Raw genomic sequence first — 17,971 nt, 5'->3', positions numbered from 1 at the left:
ACCAGCTTATTGATCCGACGGCCTACAGCCATCATGATCTCCATAGAAAGGAGGTGATCCAGCCGCACCTTCCGATACGGCTACCTTGTTACGACTTCACCCCAATCATCTACCCCACCTTCGGCGGCTGGCTCCTTGCGGTTACCTCACCGACTTCGGGTGTTGTAAACTCTCGTGGTGTGACGGGCGGTGTGTACAAGACCCGGGAACGTATTCACCGCGGCATGCTGATCCGCGATTACTAGCAATTCCGACTTCATGCAGGCGAGTTGCAGCCTGCAATCCGAACTGAGACCGGCTTTTTAGGATTCGCTCCACCTCGCGGTTTCGCAGCCCGTTGTACCGGCCATTGTAGTACGTGTGTAGCCCAGGTCATAAGGGGCATGATGATTTGACGTCATCCCCACCTTCCTCCGGTTTGTCACCGGCAGTCATCCTAGAGTGCCCAACTTAATGCTGGCAACTAAGATCAAGGGTTGCGCTCGTTGCGGGACTTAACCCAACATCTCACGACACGAGCTGACGACAACCATGCACCACCTGTCTTGGATGTCCCGAAGGAGGGCGCTATCTCTAACGCTTGCATCCAGATGTCAAGACCTGGTAAGGTTCTTCGCGTTGCTTCGAATTAAACCACATACTCCACTGCTTGTGCGGGTCCCCGTCAATTCCTTTGAGTTTCACTCTTGCGAGCGTACTCCCCAGGCGGCATGCTTAATGTGTTTACTTCGGCACCAAGGGTATCGAAACCCCTAACACCTAGCATGCATCGTTTACGGCGTGGACTACCAGGGTATCTAATCCTGTTTGCTCCCCACGCTTTCGCGCCTCAGCGTCAGTTATAGGCCAGAAAGTCGCCTTCGCCACTGGTGTTCCTCCACATCTCTACGCATTTCACCGCTACACGTGGAATTCCACTTTCCTCTCCTACACTCCAGTTGCCCAGTTTCCAATGCGACCCAAGGTTGAGCCCTGGGTTTAAACATCAGACTTAAACAACCGCCTGCGCGCGCTTTACGCCCAATAATTCCGGACAACGCTTGCCCCCTACGTATTACCGCGGCTGCTGGCACGTAGTTAGCCGGGGCTTTCTTCTCAGGTACCGTCAAATGAAGAGCAGTTACTCTCCTCACCCTTCTTCCCTGGCAACAGAGTTTTACGATCCGAAAACCTTCATCACTCACGCGGCGTTGCTCGGTCAGACTTTCGTCCATTGCCGAAGATTCCCTACTGCTGCCTCCCGTAGGAGTCTGGGCCGTGTCTCAGTCCCAGTGTGGCCGTTCACCCTCTCAGGTCGGCTACGCATCGTCGCCTTGGTGAGCCGTTACCTCACCAACTAGCTAATGCGCCGCAGGCCCATCTGTAAGTGACAGCTTGCACCGTCTTTCCTGATCTCTCCAGGTGGAGAAACCAACTATCCGGTCTTAGCACACGTTTCCGTGAGTTATCCCGGTCTTACAGGCAGGTTGCCTACGTGTTACTCACCCGTCCGCCGCTAACCTTTCCCGAAGGAAAGATCCGCTCGACTTGCATGTATTAGGCACGCCGCCAGCGTTCGTCCTGAGCCAGGATCAAACTCTCCATAAAAGTTGAAGCCGAGGCTTCGTTTTATTTCGATATTGACTTGCTCATGCGATTTGTTGCTTTGTTTTGCTGGCTTTATTCGCTCATTGTTCAGTTTTCAAGGAACTTTTTTGTCCTTTCGACATGATGCGATTATTTTCGCGTCGCCGTCGTGACAAGAATGTATGTTATCAGATTTCAAAACGTTTTGCAAGCTTTTTTTTGAATTTCTTTTTGAGCTGGCTTTTCGTTTCTAGCCGGTTTGAAGCGGCGAGAAACAATATAACATAGATGTTTAATGGAATGCAAGCATAAACTTACGTTTTTTTAGGAGGAAGAAAATGGCCTGCATAATGAGAGCTGTGAAGCGAAAAGCGTCCGTTTCCGGACGCTTCGCTCATTCCATGCCTACTCGCCTAACAGGCGTCTCAGTTCTTGCTCGTCGTCGATGATCTGAATCCCGAGCTCCTGCGCTTTAGCCAGCTTGCTTCCGGCACTCTCGCCGGCTATAACGATGTCGGTCTTCTTCGAAACGCTGCCGGTCACCTTTGCGCCGAGCGCCTCCAGCTTCTTGGCTGCCTCGTCACGCCCCATCGTTTGCAGCGTCCCGGTAAGCACGACCGTTTTGCCGTTGAACGGATTGTCCTCATTGACTACAGCCGTCTTCTCTTCGGCGAACGGCGTCACGCCTGCCGCCAGCATACGGGATATGCTATCGCGCATGAGCGGATCGGCAAAGAAAGATACGATGCTGTCCGCTACGATATCTCCGATGTCCGGAAGACCGACAAGCTCTTCTTTGGTCGCCTGCATGATAAGATCGAGGCTTCGATAATAATCGGCCAGCACTTTAGTCGTCGTTTTGCCCGTGTTCGAAATGCCGAGCGCAAACAAGAAGGAAGACAGGTCGCAGCTCTTGCTCTTCTCGAATGCGTCTAGCAGCTTGGTAGCCTTCTTTTCTCCGAATCGTTCCAGTCCGATCAACTGGTCGAATTTCAAAAAATACAGATCCGCAGGGTCTCGTACGCCTAGCTCATCGTACAATTGCTCAGCCGTCGCAATGCTGAACGTATCGATGTCCATGGCGTCGCGCGAAGCGAAATGCGTGATGCGCCCGATCAGCTGAGGCCGGCAGCCGAGCTTATTCGGACAAAAAATATGCGCGCCGCGCTGCTCCAACGCCGATCCGCAGGAGGGGCAGGACTCCGGAGCGGTTATTTCGGCTCCGTCGTTCTCCTCGGTGACTTTCCCGAGTATTTCGGGAATGACGTCATTCGAGCGGCGAATATAAACAAGGCTGCCGAGTGCATGCTTCAAGTTTTTGCGCTCGATGTCTCCTATGTTGTTCAGGGTACAGTTCTGCACGGTTACGCCCGCCAGGTCAACCGGCTCCACCTTGGCGACGGGAGTAAGCTTGCCTGTGCGTCCCACTTCCCACGAAACGGACAAGAGCGTCGTTGTCGCCTCTTCCGCCTCAAACTTGAAGGCAACCGCCCATCGCGGGAACTTCTCCGTGTAGCCGAGCGCCTCGCGGGTACGCATATCGTTGATTTTGACGACGCCGCCATCGATTAAATAATCGAAGCTGCTGCGCTGCTCCGCGATCTTCTCGAGCTCTTCGGCAACCTCCTCGATCGAATCGAGAAATTTGACATACGGATTCACCTTGAACCCGTTGCCGCGCAAAAACTCGACCATTTCCTTGTGATCGGCAAATTGCAGGCTGTCCGCATAGCCAACGTTGTAAATGAACGCGTTCAGCTTCCGCTCCGACGTTACTTTCGGATTCAAGTTACGAAGCGCGCCGGCAGCGGCATTGCGTGCATTTTTGAGAGCCTCTTTCCCGCTCGTTTCCGCAGCTCTATTGTAGGCTTCCAGCACGGACAGAAACATCATGCCTTCCCCCTGCACTTCGATAACGCCTTCATTGTACGGAATTTGCAAAGGAATGGAGCGAATCGTGCGAACCTGCGCCAAAATGCCCTCGCCAACCGCGCCGTTGCCTCTAGTGGCCGCTTGAACAAGCTGGCCGCCTTCATAAGTAAGATTAAGCGTCAGTCCGTCGAACTTCAGCTCCACGACAAACGAGAGCGGAGGCAGCGGATCTTCCTCATGTGCCGCATTATACTGATCGACAAGCTTTTGGGCGCGGGTATGCCATGCCATAAGGTCTTCGCGGTTCTGCGCTTTATCGAGGCTCCATAGCCTGGCCGCATGCTTATGCTCGTCGAAGCCCTTGAGAATGTCGCCGCCGACCCGCTGCGTGGGCGAATTCGGCAAAACGACGCCCGTTTCCTTCTCAAGCGCCACCAGCCGGTCATAAAGAACGTCGTAGTCTTTGTCGCTGAGCTCCGGGGTATCGAGAGTGTAGTATAGATGGTTATGCCGGTTGATTTCGTCGATCAGCTCCTGCAAAAGGGCCGTTTGATCCGCCACTGGAAATCATCCTCTCTTAAGTTATAAACTACGTCCGTGTTTACGGACCTGAAACCCATCTACACTTTGGTGATAGGGGCGAATTTGGCCAGCAGCCGCTTCACGCCGACCGGCGCGGGAAATGCGATTTGCAGCTCCGTATCGTCTCCGCTGCCTTTTACGGCGACGACCGTTCCGGTCCCCCATTTGCCATGGGCCACCTTGTCGCCTGTCGTAAAATCGATCGATTTGCCTGCGCCTGCAGCTTGAGCGGCAGGCTGCATCCGCGCGGGTGGCTGCGCGCCTCCTGCAGATACGGCGCCGCCCGATTGCCCGCTGCGCGAAGCACTCCAGCTTACTCCGCCGCCGGAACTGCTCCAGCCGCCCCCGGCCGCCCCCATGCGTCCCCGGCCGCGAACAGGGGAAAGCGACTCTTTCAGCTCATCCGGGATTTCCTTCAGGAACCGGGAAGGCATGTTCGAGTTCGTCCGTCCGAACAGCGTACGCGTACGTGCGCTTGTCATGAACAATTCCTTCTCCGCGCGTGTGATGCCGACGTATGCCAGGCGGCGTTCTTCCTCCAGCTCTTCATTGTCCTGGAAGGCCCGGCTGTGCGGAAACACACCCTCCTCCAGCCCGATAATAAAGACGGTCGGGAATTCCAGCCCCTTGGCGCTGTGCATCGTCATGAGCACGATTGCGCTCTTCGCGGACTCGTCCGCGTCTTTGTCCATCGAATCGATATCGGCGATCAAAGCGAGGTCCGTCAGGAAAGAAACAAGCGACTTGTCTTCGTTCCGCTTCTCGAAGTCGATCGTAACGGACAGAAACTCGTCGATGTTCTCCAGCCGCGAGGTTGCTTCAAGCGTGCGTTCCCGCTGCAGCTCGAGCTTGTACTCGGTCTTCTCCAGCATCGCTTCGGTCAGCTCCGTGACCGATAAATATTCGACCATGCGAGATAGGTCGTCGACCAGATCGCGGAAATCGTAAAGCGCATTTCTCGTGCGGCTATTGATGTCCAGGTCGTCTAAATTCCGGAGCAGCGCAAAAAGCGAGACGCCGAGCTGACCGGCTCTTTCCGAAAGCTTATCGACGGTCGTATCGCCGATTCCCCGCTTCGGCACGTTGACGACCCGCATGAGGCTGATATCGTCGTCCGGGTTGGAAATCAGCCGCAGGTAAGCGAGAATATCCTTGATTTCCTTACGGTCGTAGAACTTGATGCCGCCTACGATTTGATAAGGGATTTCGGATTTGATCAAAATTTCCTCGATAACCCGGGACTGGGCGTTCGTACGATACAAAATGGCATGATCCGAAAACGATTTCCCTTGCTGAACGCCTTTGTTGATTTCCGAAGCGATAAAATAGCCTTCCTCATGCTCCGTGTCCGCCTCGAACAGGCGAATTTTGGCCCCGTCCTCCTTGCTGGTCCACAGGTTTTTGGGCTTGCGGCCGGTGTTGTTGGAAATGACCTTGTTGGCCGCGTTCAGAATATTGCCGGTCGACCGGTAGTTCTGCTCCAGCAAAATCGTTGTCGCTTCCGGGTAATCTTCCTCAAAGCTCAAAATATTCGAGATGTCGGCTCCCCGCCAGCGGTAAATCGACTGATCGCTGTCCCCCACGACGCAAATGCGGTGGTGCTTGTCGGCGAGCATCTGACAGAGCATATATTGCGCGCGGTTCGTATCCTGATACTCGTCCACGTGAATGTATTGAAATTTATTTTGATAGTGCTCGAGCACTTCGGGCACTTCTTGAAACAGCTGGATCGTCGTCATGATCAGATCGTCGAAGTCGAGCGAGTTGTTGCTTCTCAGCTTCTTCTGATAGAGCTCGTAGACCTTCGCCACCAGTCCGGTAAAATAATCGCCGATTTTGGCCGCGTAGCGCTCCGGCGATATCAGTTCGTTCTTGGCGCTCGACATGGCGGCTTGCACGCCCTTCGGCTCGAACTTCTTCGTGTCGACGTTCAGTTCCTTCATACAAGTCTTAATAACCGACAACTGGTCGGCGGAATCCAATATCGTGAAATTCGAGGTAAATCCGATCCGTGAAATGTCTCTGCGCAAAATCCGCACGCACATGGAGTGGAACGTCGATACCCAAATGTCGCGCGCCGAGCCGCCCACGAGCTTCTCGACGCGTTCTTGCATTTCCCGCGACGCTTTGTTCGTAAACGTGATCGCCAGAATGCTCCACGGCGCTACTCTGCGGGATGCGATCAAGTAAGCGATCCGGTGCGTGAGCACCCGCGTTTTGCCGCTGCCTGCGCCTGCCATAATAAGAAGAGGTCCGTTAACCGATTCGACCGCCTGTCGTTGCTGCGGATTCAATTTGGCCACGGCCTGATTGATGTCGATCATTGCATTCATATAGGTAATTGTCCTTCCCGAGATAATCTTGTAGTCGGCGCGCCGGGTAAATAGCTACCCCTTAACGGCTCGAACCGTCGATATCGCCCGCTCGATATCGTCATAAATGACATTGCCCACGACGACCGTATGCGCCGCTTCCGCAGCTAGACGAGCCTTATCCGGCCCGTCGATGCCGCCGCCATAGAAAACCCTGGCTTGCCGAAGAACCCCTGCGGCCTTCCTTACCAGTTCCATGTCTCCGAACGTGCCGCTGTATTCCACATACAATACCGGAAAACGGAATAATCTGTCCGCCAGCCTGGCGTAAGCGATCAAATCTTTGTCTTCTCGGATCTCCGTCGCTCCGGTTACCTTCGCCACAGTCGAATGTCGATTCAATATGACGTAGGCTTCCGGGACGATCAGATCCCAATCCATCGTCGCGCCGAAATCGCGCACCGCCTGCTGCTGCTGGCCCGTTATCCACTGCCCGTCGTCCGTGTTCATCACCACCGGAACGAAGTAGGCGTCGAAGCCGGGCACGATCGCTTCGCTCGTAGAAATTTCCAGCAAGCAAGGTACCTCGTACCGCCGCACGCGCGACAGCAGATCCACCGTATTGTCGAAAGTAACGCCGCTCGAACCCCCTACCATAATGGCATCCGTCCCCGATTCGCACAGCAAGTCGAGGTGCTCGTCCGATACGTATCGGTCGGGGTCGATTTTAAATATATGCTTCCAGCCGGATATATCGATAGGCAATTCTTTTTCCCTCCGCTTCGCATGCAATCCGCGCTCAGAACGAGCCCGACTGCCGCAGTCCAATTTTAGTCTATGCGAGGGGAGTTCGGCCTGTCAAATAGGTAGACAAGCGAACATATGTACGTTATCCTTATATTACCAAAAGTCCGGGAAACGGTCAATTCTAGTTGCCTAATTATGGTTGGATACAAGGCTCCGGCATGCTAAAATCTCCGGTGACGGCACCTATTTATTTTTACTAATCCGAATCGGGGGTTGAGTGGTATGATCCGTCTGCTTTGGATCGAAGATGAGCGGCGATTGCTCGAGGAAGGACAAGCCTTTTTGCAAGCCGAAGGCTTTTCGGTCGCCTGTGCCCGAACAGTCCGGGAGGCTGAAGCGACGCTGAACGGACAAGCATTCGATTTTATTTTGCTGGACTGGATGCTGCCGGACGGCTCCGGAATCGACTTGTGCAAGCAAATCCAAGCGAAGTGGAAAACCCCTGTGATGATGTTGACCGCCAAGTCCGACGAATTCGACAAGGTGCTCGCGCTGGAAATCGGCGCTGACGACTATCTGACCAAGCCGTTCGGCATGCGCGAGCTGCAGGCGCGCATCAAAGCGGTACTCCGGCGAACGAACAAAGGGAACGAGCCTGCCGCAGCCCCCTCCTCTCACGAATGGGTAAGAGGGGAACTGCTCATCGACGAGGGGAAGCATACCGTTCGCAAAAAAGGCGAGGAGCTCCCTCTTACTCGTACCGAGTTCGCGCTGCTTCTTCAGCTCGCCAAGCACCCCGGCCGCGTATACAGCCGCTTGCAGCTTATGGATGAAGCGCTGGGCGACGCCTATATCGGCTTCGAACGGACCATCGATTCGCATATCCGCAATTTGCGCAAGAAGATCGAGGACAATCCGGTCGAGCCGCAATACGTGCTGACGGTATTCGGAATCGGCTATAAGTTCGGAGGCGGCTTATGAGGCCGTCCGAAAACGGGACCGCCGGCAATCCGCCGCGGCCGATCCGCCAAATGGCATTGACTGAAGCCGTCTTGTTACGGGGAATCGGGGCCATTCTGCTGATCACGCTCGTATCGGCCGCCATCGTCGGGTGGCAGACGGCCTCGCACAGGGAACAGGAACAGCTACGGAACGATCTGTTTTGGGATTCTTATCTAACGGCGATGTTCGGCATGCAAGGCTCATGGTCCGGGATAGCCGGCCGAACGCTGGCCGACAAAGCCGCGGACCGTTCTCTCGGCGGGCTACGGCTGTGGGACGCCTCGCTGAAGCCGGTATTCGGCCCGGGTAGCGAGAAGGCCGCGCCGGATGCCATCCGCAGCTATACGCCGATTTTGTACCAAGGCGAGGTTGTCGGCTACTTCGACGCGGCGCCGGTCCTCAAGCCCAGCCTGTCCAACTGGAGGACCTTTGCCTTGATTGCAGCCGCCGGAGCGGCCGGCGTCTGTTTCTTTCTTGCCCTATCCAGGCTCACGAGAAGAGGCGAAACGGAAACGCGCCTCCATGTCCTCGGCAGGCTTCGGCGCTTGGCGAACGACTCGTCCGAAGCCGGAAACAGTCGTGGGGAAGAGCTTACCGCCGGCCCGTCCGGCAGCGAGCTTGACCGGGATATCGAGAGCTTGCTGAAGCAGCTGGAAACGCGTATCCGCAAGCTCGAGAAGGTACGGAAGACGATGATTGCGGATATTGCGCACGAGCTTCGAACGCCGCTTGCCGTCATGCGGGCGCAGCTCGAGAACGCGCTTGTCCGTCAAACCCCTCTCGCGCCCGAAAGTTTGGTCTTGCTGCACGACGAAGTGTACCGTATGACCAAGCTCGTTCATGACCTGCAGCAGCTGGCGCTGGCGGAATCCGGACATCTGCCGCTCGAGAAGCGCTGGTTCTCGCTGCGGGCGCTAACGGCTTCGGTCATTGACGCGGTCATGGCCGCAGCCGAGGAAAACGGCTGCCGCATCAGCGTCGACTGTCCCGGCGAGACGCGAACGTACGGAGACGAATCGCGGATCCAGCAAGTGCTGGTCAACATAATCGGGAACGCCGTCCGGCATTCGCGGACGAGCGTACATATCGCGGTGGCCGGCAGCGAACGGCAAACCGTCATCCGCATAACGGACGACGGAATGGGCATTGAGGAAGAGGAGCTCCCGCACGTCTTCGAGCGTTTTTACCGGGGCTCCCGCAAAACCGGGAAAGCAGACGCTATGACCGGTCTCGGTCTTGGGCTCGCGATCGTGAAGGAGTTCGTCGAGGCGCATAAAGGGACCGTTTCCGTCAGCAGCGACTGGGGGAAGCATACGACATTCGCCGTTGTGCTTCCGGTGTTCCCCGAAACTTAATGAAGCCGGAAAGAGCCGCATCTTATAGCCGCCTTATGCGGTATTCTCTCCATCCCGTTTCTGCATCAAATCTGCACAACTTCTCCATTCCGGCTGCAAATCGCCGTGCTACTCTGCGAATGTACGATAACGAATGGCGAAAGGCGGAGTATACCGAATGATCGGATCGTATCCTCAAACAAACGTGAGCAACCCTCGAAAGCATCCCGGCGAATTGCCCTTAATCGAAGCAAAGCAAATCAGCAAAACGTTCGGCAGAGGCGAGTCGGAGACACGCGCCCTCAAGCAAGTAAGCTTGAACGTCCGGGACGGAGAAATGATCAGCATCATGGGCCCGTCGGGCTGCGGCAAAACGACGCTTCTGCACTTGCTGGCCGGTATCGAAAGGGCCGACGAAGGCGAGATTCGGATCGACGGCACCCCGCTCCACGGCATGAACGACGATAAGCTGGCCGCTTTCCGGCTGGCGCATATGGGCTTCGTTTTTCAGACGTATCATCTCATTCCGGTTCTTCACGCGCTGGATAATGTCGCTCTGCCGCTCATCGGCAGAGGTCTTTCCGAAAAAGAAGCGAAGTCGCGAGCCTATGAAGCGCTCGAGCAAGTAGGCTTGGGCGACAAGGCCAAACGATTCCCAGCCGAGCTGTCCGGCGGCCAGAACCAACGCGTTGCGATCGCACGGGCGCTTGTCGGCGATCCCAAGGTCGTTTGGGCGGACGAGCCGACCGGGGCGCTTGACAGCAAGACGGCCGAGCAGGTGCTCGGGCTTTTGCGCAAAATGAACGAGCACCGGCGCACGACGATCGTCATCGTCACCCACGACCCCCAAATCGCGGAGCAGACGGACCGGATCCTGCGGATGGAGAACGGCCGGATCGTCTCCGAGCAACCGGGAGGAGGCGGATACGACCGTGCTTAAATCCCCGCTTGTATGGAAAATGGCTTGGCAGCACGTGAAGGGTTCGCCGAAGCAAACCCTTTTGTCGATTGCGGGAGGCTGCATCGGCGCCATGCTGATCGTTGCCGCGATCGTGTTTCATCATTCTTTTGAACAGAGCGGAAAGCGGTGGATGGAGGCTCATTTCGGTGCCGTCGATTGGGAAATCACCCCCGTACGCCCGAACGCATCCTTTGCATCGCAGGAAACCGCCGAAATTACCGGGAAGCTCGCCGGATCCGGCTTGCAGACGCTTCCCGTCGTGCGGACGACAGGCACTGTCGTCAAGCTGGACAAAGACCGGCAGCCGGTACAGGCCGCTGCGGATACGCTCGTGCTGGGCATCGATTTTGCCGCGGCTTCCGTCTTCGCCCCTGGCGAACAGGCCGTTCTCGGCTCGGCGCCGACCGAAGACGAAGCGGTCGTTTCCGCTCCCGTCGCCTCCAAGCTCGGCATCGGGCAAGGCGAATTGATCGGCGTCTACGAGCCGTCCGGCGGGCTGCGGCTTCTCAAGGTTAAGCAGGTAGCGCCCGAAAGCGGGATAACGGGCTACCGAGGGAGTGCAAACGCGTCAGGCACGCTGCTTGTCAGGCCCGAAACCGCGCGTCGTCTGGCTCAGCTGGAAGAAGGACGTTTTCATTCGATGTTCGTCTCGACGGGCCGCGTATCGGCGGAGCCGCCTCATTTTCCGGTGCCTATGCCGCTGTTCGAGGTTACGGAGCAGAAGGAAACGGCAATCGCCAAAGTGAATGCGCTGCAAGCGAGGTACGGCTTGACCTTCCTGATCGCCAGTGTTGCCGCTTCCTGCGCCGGTGCGCTGCTGCTTCTTCAAGTGCTGCTCATGCTGGCCGATGCTCGCAATGAACAATTGGGCGTTCTTCGTGCGCTGGGCCTCCGCAATCGGCAGGTTCGCGTTATTTTCGGAGCGGAGGCCGCCTTGCTTAACGTCCTGAGCGTAACGGCAGGCACGCTGCTCGGCTGCGCTCTCGGCTACGGGCTCATCGCCTTTTTCCGTCAGCAGTTCGCCGAAACCGTCCAGCGCTACGAGGGGCTATCCATTCCGCTCGTTCCGCATTTGCCGGTTCAGGCGATCGTCGTGACCGCCGCAGCGGTCGTGGCGTTCCAGTTAGCCGTGACGGCGGTCGCTTCGCGCGCGCTGACGAAGCAGCCGATCGTTCAGACGCTGCGCGGCGGGGGCATGCAGACGGCCAAGCCGCATAAGCTTACGGCAGGACGCTTGCTTCTGATCGCCATCTGCGCGGCTCTGCCCCTTTTTCATTTGGTACAGACCTTGACTCCGCTTGGAGGCGAGTGGCTGGACTCGATGGGAGTCGGCTTTTTGGCCAAAGGATTATCGGTTATTGGCGTCTGGCTGCTAGGCTCCGTCGCCGCCGTTTACGCCGTTATCCAGTCGCTCCCGCTCCTGGAGCATGCCTTTGCGCCCCTGTACAGAAAGATCGGCGGCAACCGGGCATCCGTCATGCTCGCTTTCCGTTACCCGCTAAGAAAGAAAAGCCGCGCTTTCGTCATCTCCGCGATATTCAGCATCGTCTTCATGATGCTGACGACGACTGTTGCGATCAGCTATCAATGGCTGTATACGGAGGAGGGCGGCAAGGTAGAGGATTCGCTTATGGGCTATCCCGCTTACGCTGCCTATTCGGACGATGCGGAGCGCGATGCGCTTATACGAACCGCTGAAACCGAACCGGAAGTGAGCGGGTTGATTCACCGTGTGAACTCCGTTTCGCCTTACCGGCTTAACGTACTCGCGGAAGGCGTATGGAAGGAAGTCAGCACCTTTAGCGTGACCGCCTACGATCCGACCTTTTTTCTGAACGGCCGCCTCCAGTTGATCGAACGTTCCCCGCGCTTCTCCAGCGACGAAGAAGCGTGGAACACGCTGTTGACACAAGAAAATGCCGTTATTTTAGATGAAAAATTCCGGTATGAGGCGGATCTCTGGTCGGATGTTTACGCTAAAAGATTTCTGCCTCAGCGACCGCTTCAAGCCGGGGATAAAATCATGCTCACCGTTTTCGGGAAGCCTGCGGCGCCGAATACGCCGGGTTTCGGAACCCCCTCTCAAGCGATTGCGCAGAGGGAAGTGGAAATTGCCGGTTTCGTAAAAGGAGAGATCGGAAACGAGTTCTACAATTTGCTGGTCGCAAGTCCGGTTTTCTACGAAACGTTCGAGAGGGAAGGCTTCAAATGGCCGAACCATCCCGAGAAAGGCTACGTGTTCTTCGACATCGACGAACGGGATGCGGAGGCGACGGAGACGATCCTGGAAACGTTCGCCCTTAACCGGCAGGACGGCTTGCAAATCCCATTCCGCCAAAAGATGGGCGAGCTGCTGATGATGCGCCAGACGGTGCTCATCTTCGTAGCGTTTATGCTGTTGTCCGTCGTGATCGGGTTATGCGGCCTGATGATCGCCCAATACCGGGCCGTGCACGAAAGAGCGAAACAAATGGCGATGCTGCGATGCATCGGCTTCGGACGCACCCTTATTGCGCAGCTTTTTATGATCGAGGGGTCGACCATCGGCTGGATCGGTTTAGGGAATGGTCTGCTGTTCGGATCCACGGGTTCCTATTTGATTTACAGCTTTATGGAGGGGCAAAAAAAGCCGATGGAGCCGCATCTCGCGTTCCAATATCCTTACCTCCCCGTTGCGCTGTTGTTTGTAGGCTTGCTCATCGTTACGCTTCTCCTGAACGCCGCGCCCGCCGCCAAGAGCTTGCGGCTGACGCCCGGTCAAGCGATTCGCGAGGCCGACTTGTAGAAAGCGGATTTAGCGCGTAGCTGCTTATAAATAACAGAACCCGTCAAGGCGGCATTTCATTCGCCCATTCGTTTCTTGTATACTGCAGGTATGGAAAATGTTTGGAAATGAGGTGGGGGAATGAGCGACTTCGATATCACGGCGTTCCATCCGGTAATCGACGAATGGTTTACGCATAAATTCGGGCAACCGACGGATGTGCAGCGCCAGGCTTGGGCTTCTCTTGCGGCGGGAGAGCATACGTTGATTGCCGCCCCGACGGGCTCGGGCAAAACGCTGGCCGCTTTGCTGCCTTGCGTAAACCGCATTGTGACGGACAAAGAGCGCGAAGCTGCCGTCGCAGATGCGACGTCTCCGCTTGCCGACCGGACAAGCGGGACCGGCGGCTCCGGTTCGGAAAGCCGCACGCCCGGCGTCAGACTGCTGTACATTACGCCACTCAAGGCGCTCAACAATGACATTCACCACCATGTCATCGGCTTTGCGGAAGAGATGGCGGAGACGGCCGCGGCGTCTGGCCGCGTCTGGCCGGGCTTGCGCATCGGCGTCCGCACCGGCGACACCCCGCAGAGCACGCGGGCGTCGATGCTGCGGCAGCCGCCCGACGTGCTGATAACCACGCCGGAATCGTTCTATATCATGCTGACCTCGCCAAAGGGACGCGACATCCTGCGCACCGTCGAGCAAATCGTCATCGATGAAATTCACGACCTAGCCGCCGACAAGCGCGGCTTGCATCTTTCGGTAACGCTGGAACGGCTCGTGGAATGGTGCTGGCGCTCGCCCCAGCGGATCGGCGTATCCGCGACGATCCGTCCGCTGGAAACCGTCGCCCGCTATCTCGGCGGATGGGAAGTCGGTTCGGAAAGCGCAGCGGATAGCGGCGAAGAAAGAGAGACGAGCGACCGTGACCAAGACAGTCTCGCCCCAGCGGTTACAGCAACGGTCAGCGTACCGCAGGACTGCCGCCCCCGCCCCGTCCGCATCATTGAAAGCGCGATGCGCAAAACGTTCGAGCTGTTCGTCACGATGCCCGACCAAACGGTGATCGCCCAAACCAAAGAAGCGGCCTGGACGCCGCTCATCAGCCGCCTTATGCAGCTAATGGAAGGCAGCCGAACGGTCATCGTGTTCGTCAACACGAGGCGGCTCAGCGAACGGCTGACGCAGCGCTTGAACGACCACGCGGGCTATGAACTGGCCCGCGCCCATCACGGCAGCGTCGCCCGCGAGAAGCGGCTCGAGGTCGAGCGCGCGCTCAAAGCCGGCGAGCTGCGCTGCCTCGTGGCAACCGCGTCGATGGAGCTCGGCATCGACGTCGGCCATGTCGATCTGGTCATCCAGATCGACTCGCCGCAAAGCGCGGCCGCAGGCATCCAACGCATCGGCCGGGCCGGTCACGCCGTCGGCGACGCCAGCCGCGGCGTCATCGTGGCGCGCAGCCGCGGAGTGCTGCCGGAATGCGCGCTGCTCGCGCGGCACGTGGCCGAGCGCACGCTCGAGGACATCCGCATTCCGCAGGATGACCTCGGCGTGCTCTGCCAGCAGACGGTGGCGATGGTCGCCACCGACGACTGGCAGCTCGGCCGCGTGCACCGCGTGCTGGCGCGCGCCTACGGCTACCGCGGGCTTACGCGCGAAAGGCTGGCCGCTGCGGTGCAGGCATTGGCGGGCTTCTACCCGTTCGCGCGTCCCCTGCTCGACTGGGACCGCGAAACCGGCCTGCTGCACCGCCGCAGCGTAACCCCCATGGCTGCGATCATGGGCAGCGGCACGATTCCGCAGAGCTCCGCCTATCCGGTTCATCATGCCGACAGCAGGCTGCATCTGGGCGAGCTCGACGAAACGTACGTCCATGAAAGCCGGGTCGGCGACGTATTCCAGCTTGGCACGTCATCCTGGATGATCCAATCGATTCAGGCGGACCGCATCTATGTGAAGGAAACGGCCAACACGTTCAGCGAAATCCCGTTCTGGCTGGCGGAAGCGCCGGGACGCAGCTTCACGCTGTCTACCCGGGTAGGACAATTTATGGCTGACATCGAGCGGCGCCTCGAAGCAGGAGGAGCCGAAACGGCGAACGCCGGCACCTCGACCGCGCGAAAAGGGGATGCCGACGCAGCCGACTGGCTAACGTCCGGCTATTTCATGGACGGCCCTTCGGCCGAGCAGCTAATCGCGCTCATTCGCTCGCAACGGGCCGCCGGAGCGCTTCCTACGGACCGGCGCATCGTATTCGAGCATTTCCAAGACGAAACGGAGCAGCATCACCTGATCGTCCACAGCTGGTTCGGACGGCGGCTCAACCGGACATGGCAGCTGGCTTTGCAGCGGTATTGGGAGGAGCGGCTGCCGTTCCGTTTCTATACGCACTCTAAAGACAACGGAATCGAATTCGTCTTCCCCGAATGGGATGCCGAACGGATACCCGGTCTGATGAACGTCGGGGCGCATAACGCAGAGCAGCTGCTGCGCGAAGCGATCCCCTCCTCGCCTTTGTTCGGAGCCGCGTTCCGCAGGCTGGCGGACACGTCCCTTCTGCTGCCGCGTTCCTACACCAGAATGCCTGCCGCCCGCAAAAGACTGCTCAGCGAGAGGCTGCTGCGAGACGCAATGCCCTTCGCGGAGCAGTTCCCGTTCATCGGCGAAGCGATCCGCATCTGCCTGGACGAGCACCTCGATCTCCCAGGGCTGCAAGACGTGCTGAACGGGTTGCAGAACGGCCATATCGAGGCCGACATCCGCCATGTTTCGTTTCCTTCCCCGTTCGCCGTCCAATTTGTCGCCGACTATGTGAATACGCAGCTGTATGAATCGGATGCGATCGGCAAAGATTTGCAGCTGCAACTGCTTAGCTTGAACAAAGAGTTGGCCGGCGAGTGGTTCGGTAACGACGCTTTGCGGGGCATGCTGGAACCGGTCGTCTCCGCCATGTCCGAGGATGGCGGCATTTGGCCCGAACGGCGCCTTGCGCAGCGGCCTGACGACGTCTTACGGCTGTTGAAGCAGCGCGGGGACATGACACGCGAGGAGCTGATGCTCAGGCTGACATCCGAAAGCTCCGGCCAGACGACGAACGACGGGCAGCCCGCCTCTTTCTCGACGACGGATAGAAACCAAAAAGAAACGCACGCTATTTCCGGGGAGACGGCAGCCGCATTCGTCGAAGAGCTGCAGCGCCGGCGCAAAATCGCCGTTACGCGGGTCGGCGGAGAAGAGCGGTTGATCGCCGCCGACGAGAGCGAGACGTATGCGCGTTTCCCCGAAGATCCGCACGCGCTCACCTTCGTTCTGAAGCGTTACGTCGACGGACAGCTTTACATAACCCCGGAGCAGCTTGCCGTTCAATACGGCCTGCCGAAGGAGCAAGCGGAGCATATCGTCAACGAATGGGCGGAGCAACGCATGATAGCCCCCTCCCCGTTCTCGGAGCCGGGAGAGAGCAGCCATTGGACGAGCCAGAGCATCCTCTCGAGACTCATTCGTTTGTCCTTGCGCCATTTCCGCGGTCAGGCCGAACCGGCCGACCCGATTCGGTACTGCGAAGAGCTGTTGAAACTCCAGTACGTCCGCTCCGACTGCCGGTTAAGCGGCCAAGACGGCTTGAGGTCCGTAATCGCCCGGCTGCAAGGGTTGTTTCTGCCGCTGCCTTTCTGGGAATCGGCCATCTTTCCTTCGCGATTGACGGATTACCGCAAAGAAACGCTTGATCTGCTGTGCGCGAGCGGAGAAATCGTCTGGATCGGACGCAAAGAAGACGGCGAAAAGGAAGGCAAAATCGCCTTCTTCCTTGTCGAATCCAAGGAGCTGATAGCTCCTTTCCTAAAGCCGGTGGAAGCCGCTTCGGGAGATGCGAGCGCCCCTTCGGAGCTGTATGCGCTGCTGCGGCATAAAGGCGCCTCCTTCCTTTCGGCGATCAGCCGGGAAACCGGGCGGCCTCCTTCCGAGCTAATGCCGGAGCTGCTGAAGCTTGTATGGGAGGGTCTTGTTTCGAACGACCAGTTCGCCCCGCTGCGCATGCATGGGGGCTCCGGCAGCAAATCGCCCAAAGCGGGCAATAAGTTCCAGTCCGGCCTTGGCCGGTGGTATACGATTGAATCTTTACGGGACGGCACGGTCTCCCCGGAATCGGCCGTGACGAGCTGGATGCATCATCTGCTTGCGGCTAACGGCCTTATTACGAAGGACATGATGACCGAGCGGCTTCCTTATCCTTGGGAAAGGCTGCAAGGAGCGCTGCGTCAGCTGGAGGAATGGGGCATGCTGACCCGGGGGCTCTGGGTGCGCGATATTCCCGCTCTTCAATTTTCAACCAAAGAGCTGGTAGAAAGACTGCGGCAGCCGGATTGGGCCAAAGACGAGGGGATGACGCTTCTCTCTTCGCTCGATCCCGCCAATCCATTCGGACTTACGGTCAAATGGCCGGAACGCGACGGCATCGCCTTCGCCCGCAAAAGCGGCAATTACCTGGTTCTGCAGGGAGGTCGCTGGCTGTACTGGATCGAAAATAACGGCCGCCGTTTCTATACGATAGACGACACGGCATTACGGCCGGAAACAATAGCTGCCGGCCGTGCCGATGACTCCCGGACCGATTCCGGAGACGAAGCGCGGCTTACCGAACGGTACGCGGCCCTGCGGCCGATCGCCAAATCGCTGCTCCAGCTCCCCGGCATGCGCAAGATCGTCATTGATAGCTGGAATGGCGAGCGCATCCAGCTTACCGCGGCTGCGAGCTTTTTCGAACAACTGGGAGCAGAAAAGGACGGAGCGTCGTTCGTGTTATGGCCGAGCAGCTTCAAATAATATT

Annotated in this window: 8 protein-coding genes and 1 rRNA gene; 5 read left to right on the top strand and 4 right to left on the bottom strand. The window is 57.8% G+C overall.

Features of this window, described 5'->3' with window-relative positions; translation table 11 throughout:
• Positions 1 to 46: 46 nt before the first annotated feature.
• The 4 genes from ACKGJP_RS00940 to ACKGJP_RS00925 all read right to left on the bottom strand — a co-directional run bounded on the left by ACKGJP_RS00940 (position 47) and on the right by ACKGJP_RS00925 (position 7,097).
• Positions 47 to 1,587: ribosomal RNA gene (locus ACKGJP_RS00940) — 16S ribosomal RNA — on the bottom strand.
• Positions 1,588 to 1,971: 384 nt separating this feature from the next.
• Positions 1,972 to 3,999 carry an NAD-dependent DNA ligase LigA gene (gene ligA, locus ACKGJP_RS00935; protein ID WP_409343850.1) on the bottom strand — a complete coding sequence of 676 codons (2,028 nt, stop codon included), beginning with the start codon at positions 3,997 to 3,999 and terminating at the stop codon, positions 1,972 to 1,974.
• 59 nt (positions 4,000 to 4,058) lie between these two features.
• The gene (gene pcrA, locus ACKGJP_RS00930) at positions 4,059 to 6,353 is read right to left on the bottom strand and encodes a DNA helicase PcrA (RefSeq protein ID WP_409343849.1); all 2,295 of its coding nucleotides are present in this window, start codon (positions 6,351 to 6,353) and stop codon (positions 4,059 to 4,061) included.
• Between the two features lie 54 nt (positions 6,354 to 6,407).
• Positions 6,408 to 7,097, bottom strand: coding sequence for a heptaprenylglyceryl phosphate synthase (locus ACKGJP_RS00925; protein ID WP_409343848.1), 690 nt, complete (start codon positions 7,095 to 7,097; stop codon positions 6,408 to 6,410).
• Positions 7,098 to 7,361: 264 nt separating this feature from the next.
• Here ACKGJP_RS00925 and ACKGJP_RS00920 point away from each other — a divergent pair, with 264 nt between their 5' ends.
• From ACKGJP_RS00920 to ACKGJP_RS00900, 5 genes are all read left to right on the top strand, one after another.
• Complete coding sequence (locus ACKGJP_RS00920; protein ID WP_409343847.1) at positions 7,362 to 8,060, top strand: response regulator transcription factor; 699 nt, start codon at positions 7,362 to 7,364, stop codon at positions 8,058 to 8,060.
• A complete protein-coding gene (locus tag ACKGJP_RS00915; RefSeq protein WP_409343846.1) occupies positions 8,057 to 9,436 on the top strand; it encodes a sensor histidine kinase in 1,380 nt (459 codons plus the stop codon). The genes ACKGJP_RS00920 and ACKGJP_RS00915 overlap by 4 nt, the downstream gene beginning before the upstream one ends.
• Before the next feature lie 157 nt (positions 9,437 to 9,593).
• Positions 9,594 to 10,355, top strand: a complete 762-nt coding sequence (locus ACKGJP_RS00910) for an ABC transporter ATP-binding protein (protein ID WP_409343845.1) — start codon at positions 9,594 to 9,596, stop codon at positions 10,353 to 10,355.
• Positions 10,348 to 13,161, top strand: coding sequence for an ABC transporter permease (locus tag ACKGJP_RS00905; protein WP_409343844.1), 2,814 nt, complete (start codon positions 10,348 to 10,350; stop codon positions 13,159 to 13,161). The genes ACKGJP_RS00910 and ACKGJP_RS00905 overlap by 8 nt, the downstream gene beginning before the upstream one ends.
• Before the next feature lie 120 nt (positions 13,162 to 13,281).
• The gene (locus ACKGJP_RS00900; RefSeq protein WP_409343843.1) at positions 13,282 to 17,967 is read left to right on the top strand and encodes a DEAD/DEAH box helicase; all 4,686 of its coding nucleotides are present in this window, start codon (positions 13,282 to 13,284) and stop codon (positions 17,965 to 17,967) included.
• The last annotated feature ends 4 nt before the right edge of the window (positions 17,968 to 17,971 follow it).

The organism is Paenibacillus litoralis, assembly GCF_046244365.1.
In the GTDB taxonomy this organism is placed as follows: domain Bacteria; phylum Bacillota; class Bacilli; order Paenibacillales; family NBRC-103111; genus Paenibacillus_V.
This window is presented reverse-complemented; position numbering and strand designations above follow the sequence as displayed.

Coding starts and splice junctions, on each gene's coding strand:
- ACKGJP_RS00900 (WP_409343843.1), top strand. CDS start 13,282: ATGAGCGACTTCGATATCACGGCGTTCCATCCGGTAATCGACGAATGG.
- ACKGJP_RS00915 (WP_409343846.1), top strand. CDS start 8,057: ATGAGGCCGTCCGAAAACGGGACCGCCGGCAATCCGCCGCGGCCGATC.
- ACKGJP_RS00910 (WP_409343845.1), top strand. CDS start 9,594: ATGATCGGATCGTATCCTCAAACAAACGTGAGCAACCCTCGAAAGCAT.
- pcrA (WP_409343849.1), bottom strand. CDS start 6,353: ATGAATGCAATGATCGACATCAATCAGGCCGTGGCCAAATTGAATCCG.
- ACKGJP_RS00920 (WP_409343847.1), top strand. CDS start 7,362: ATGATCCGTCTGCTTTGGATCGAAGATGAGCGGCGATTGCTCGAGGAA.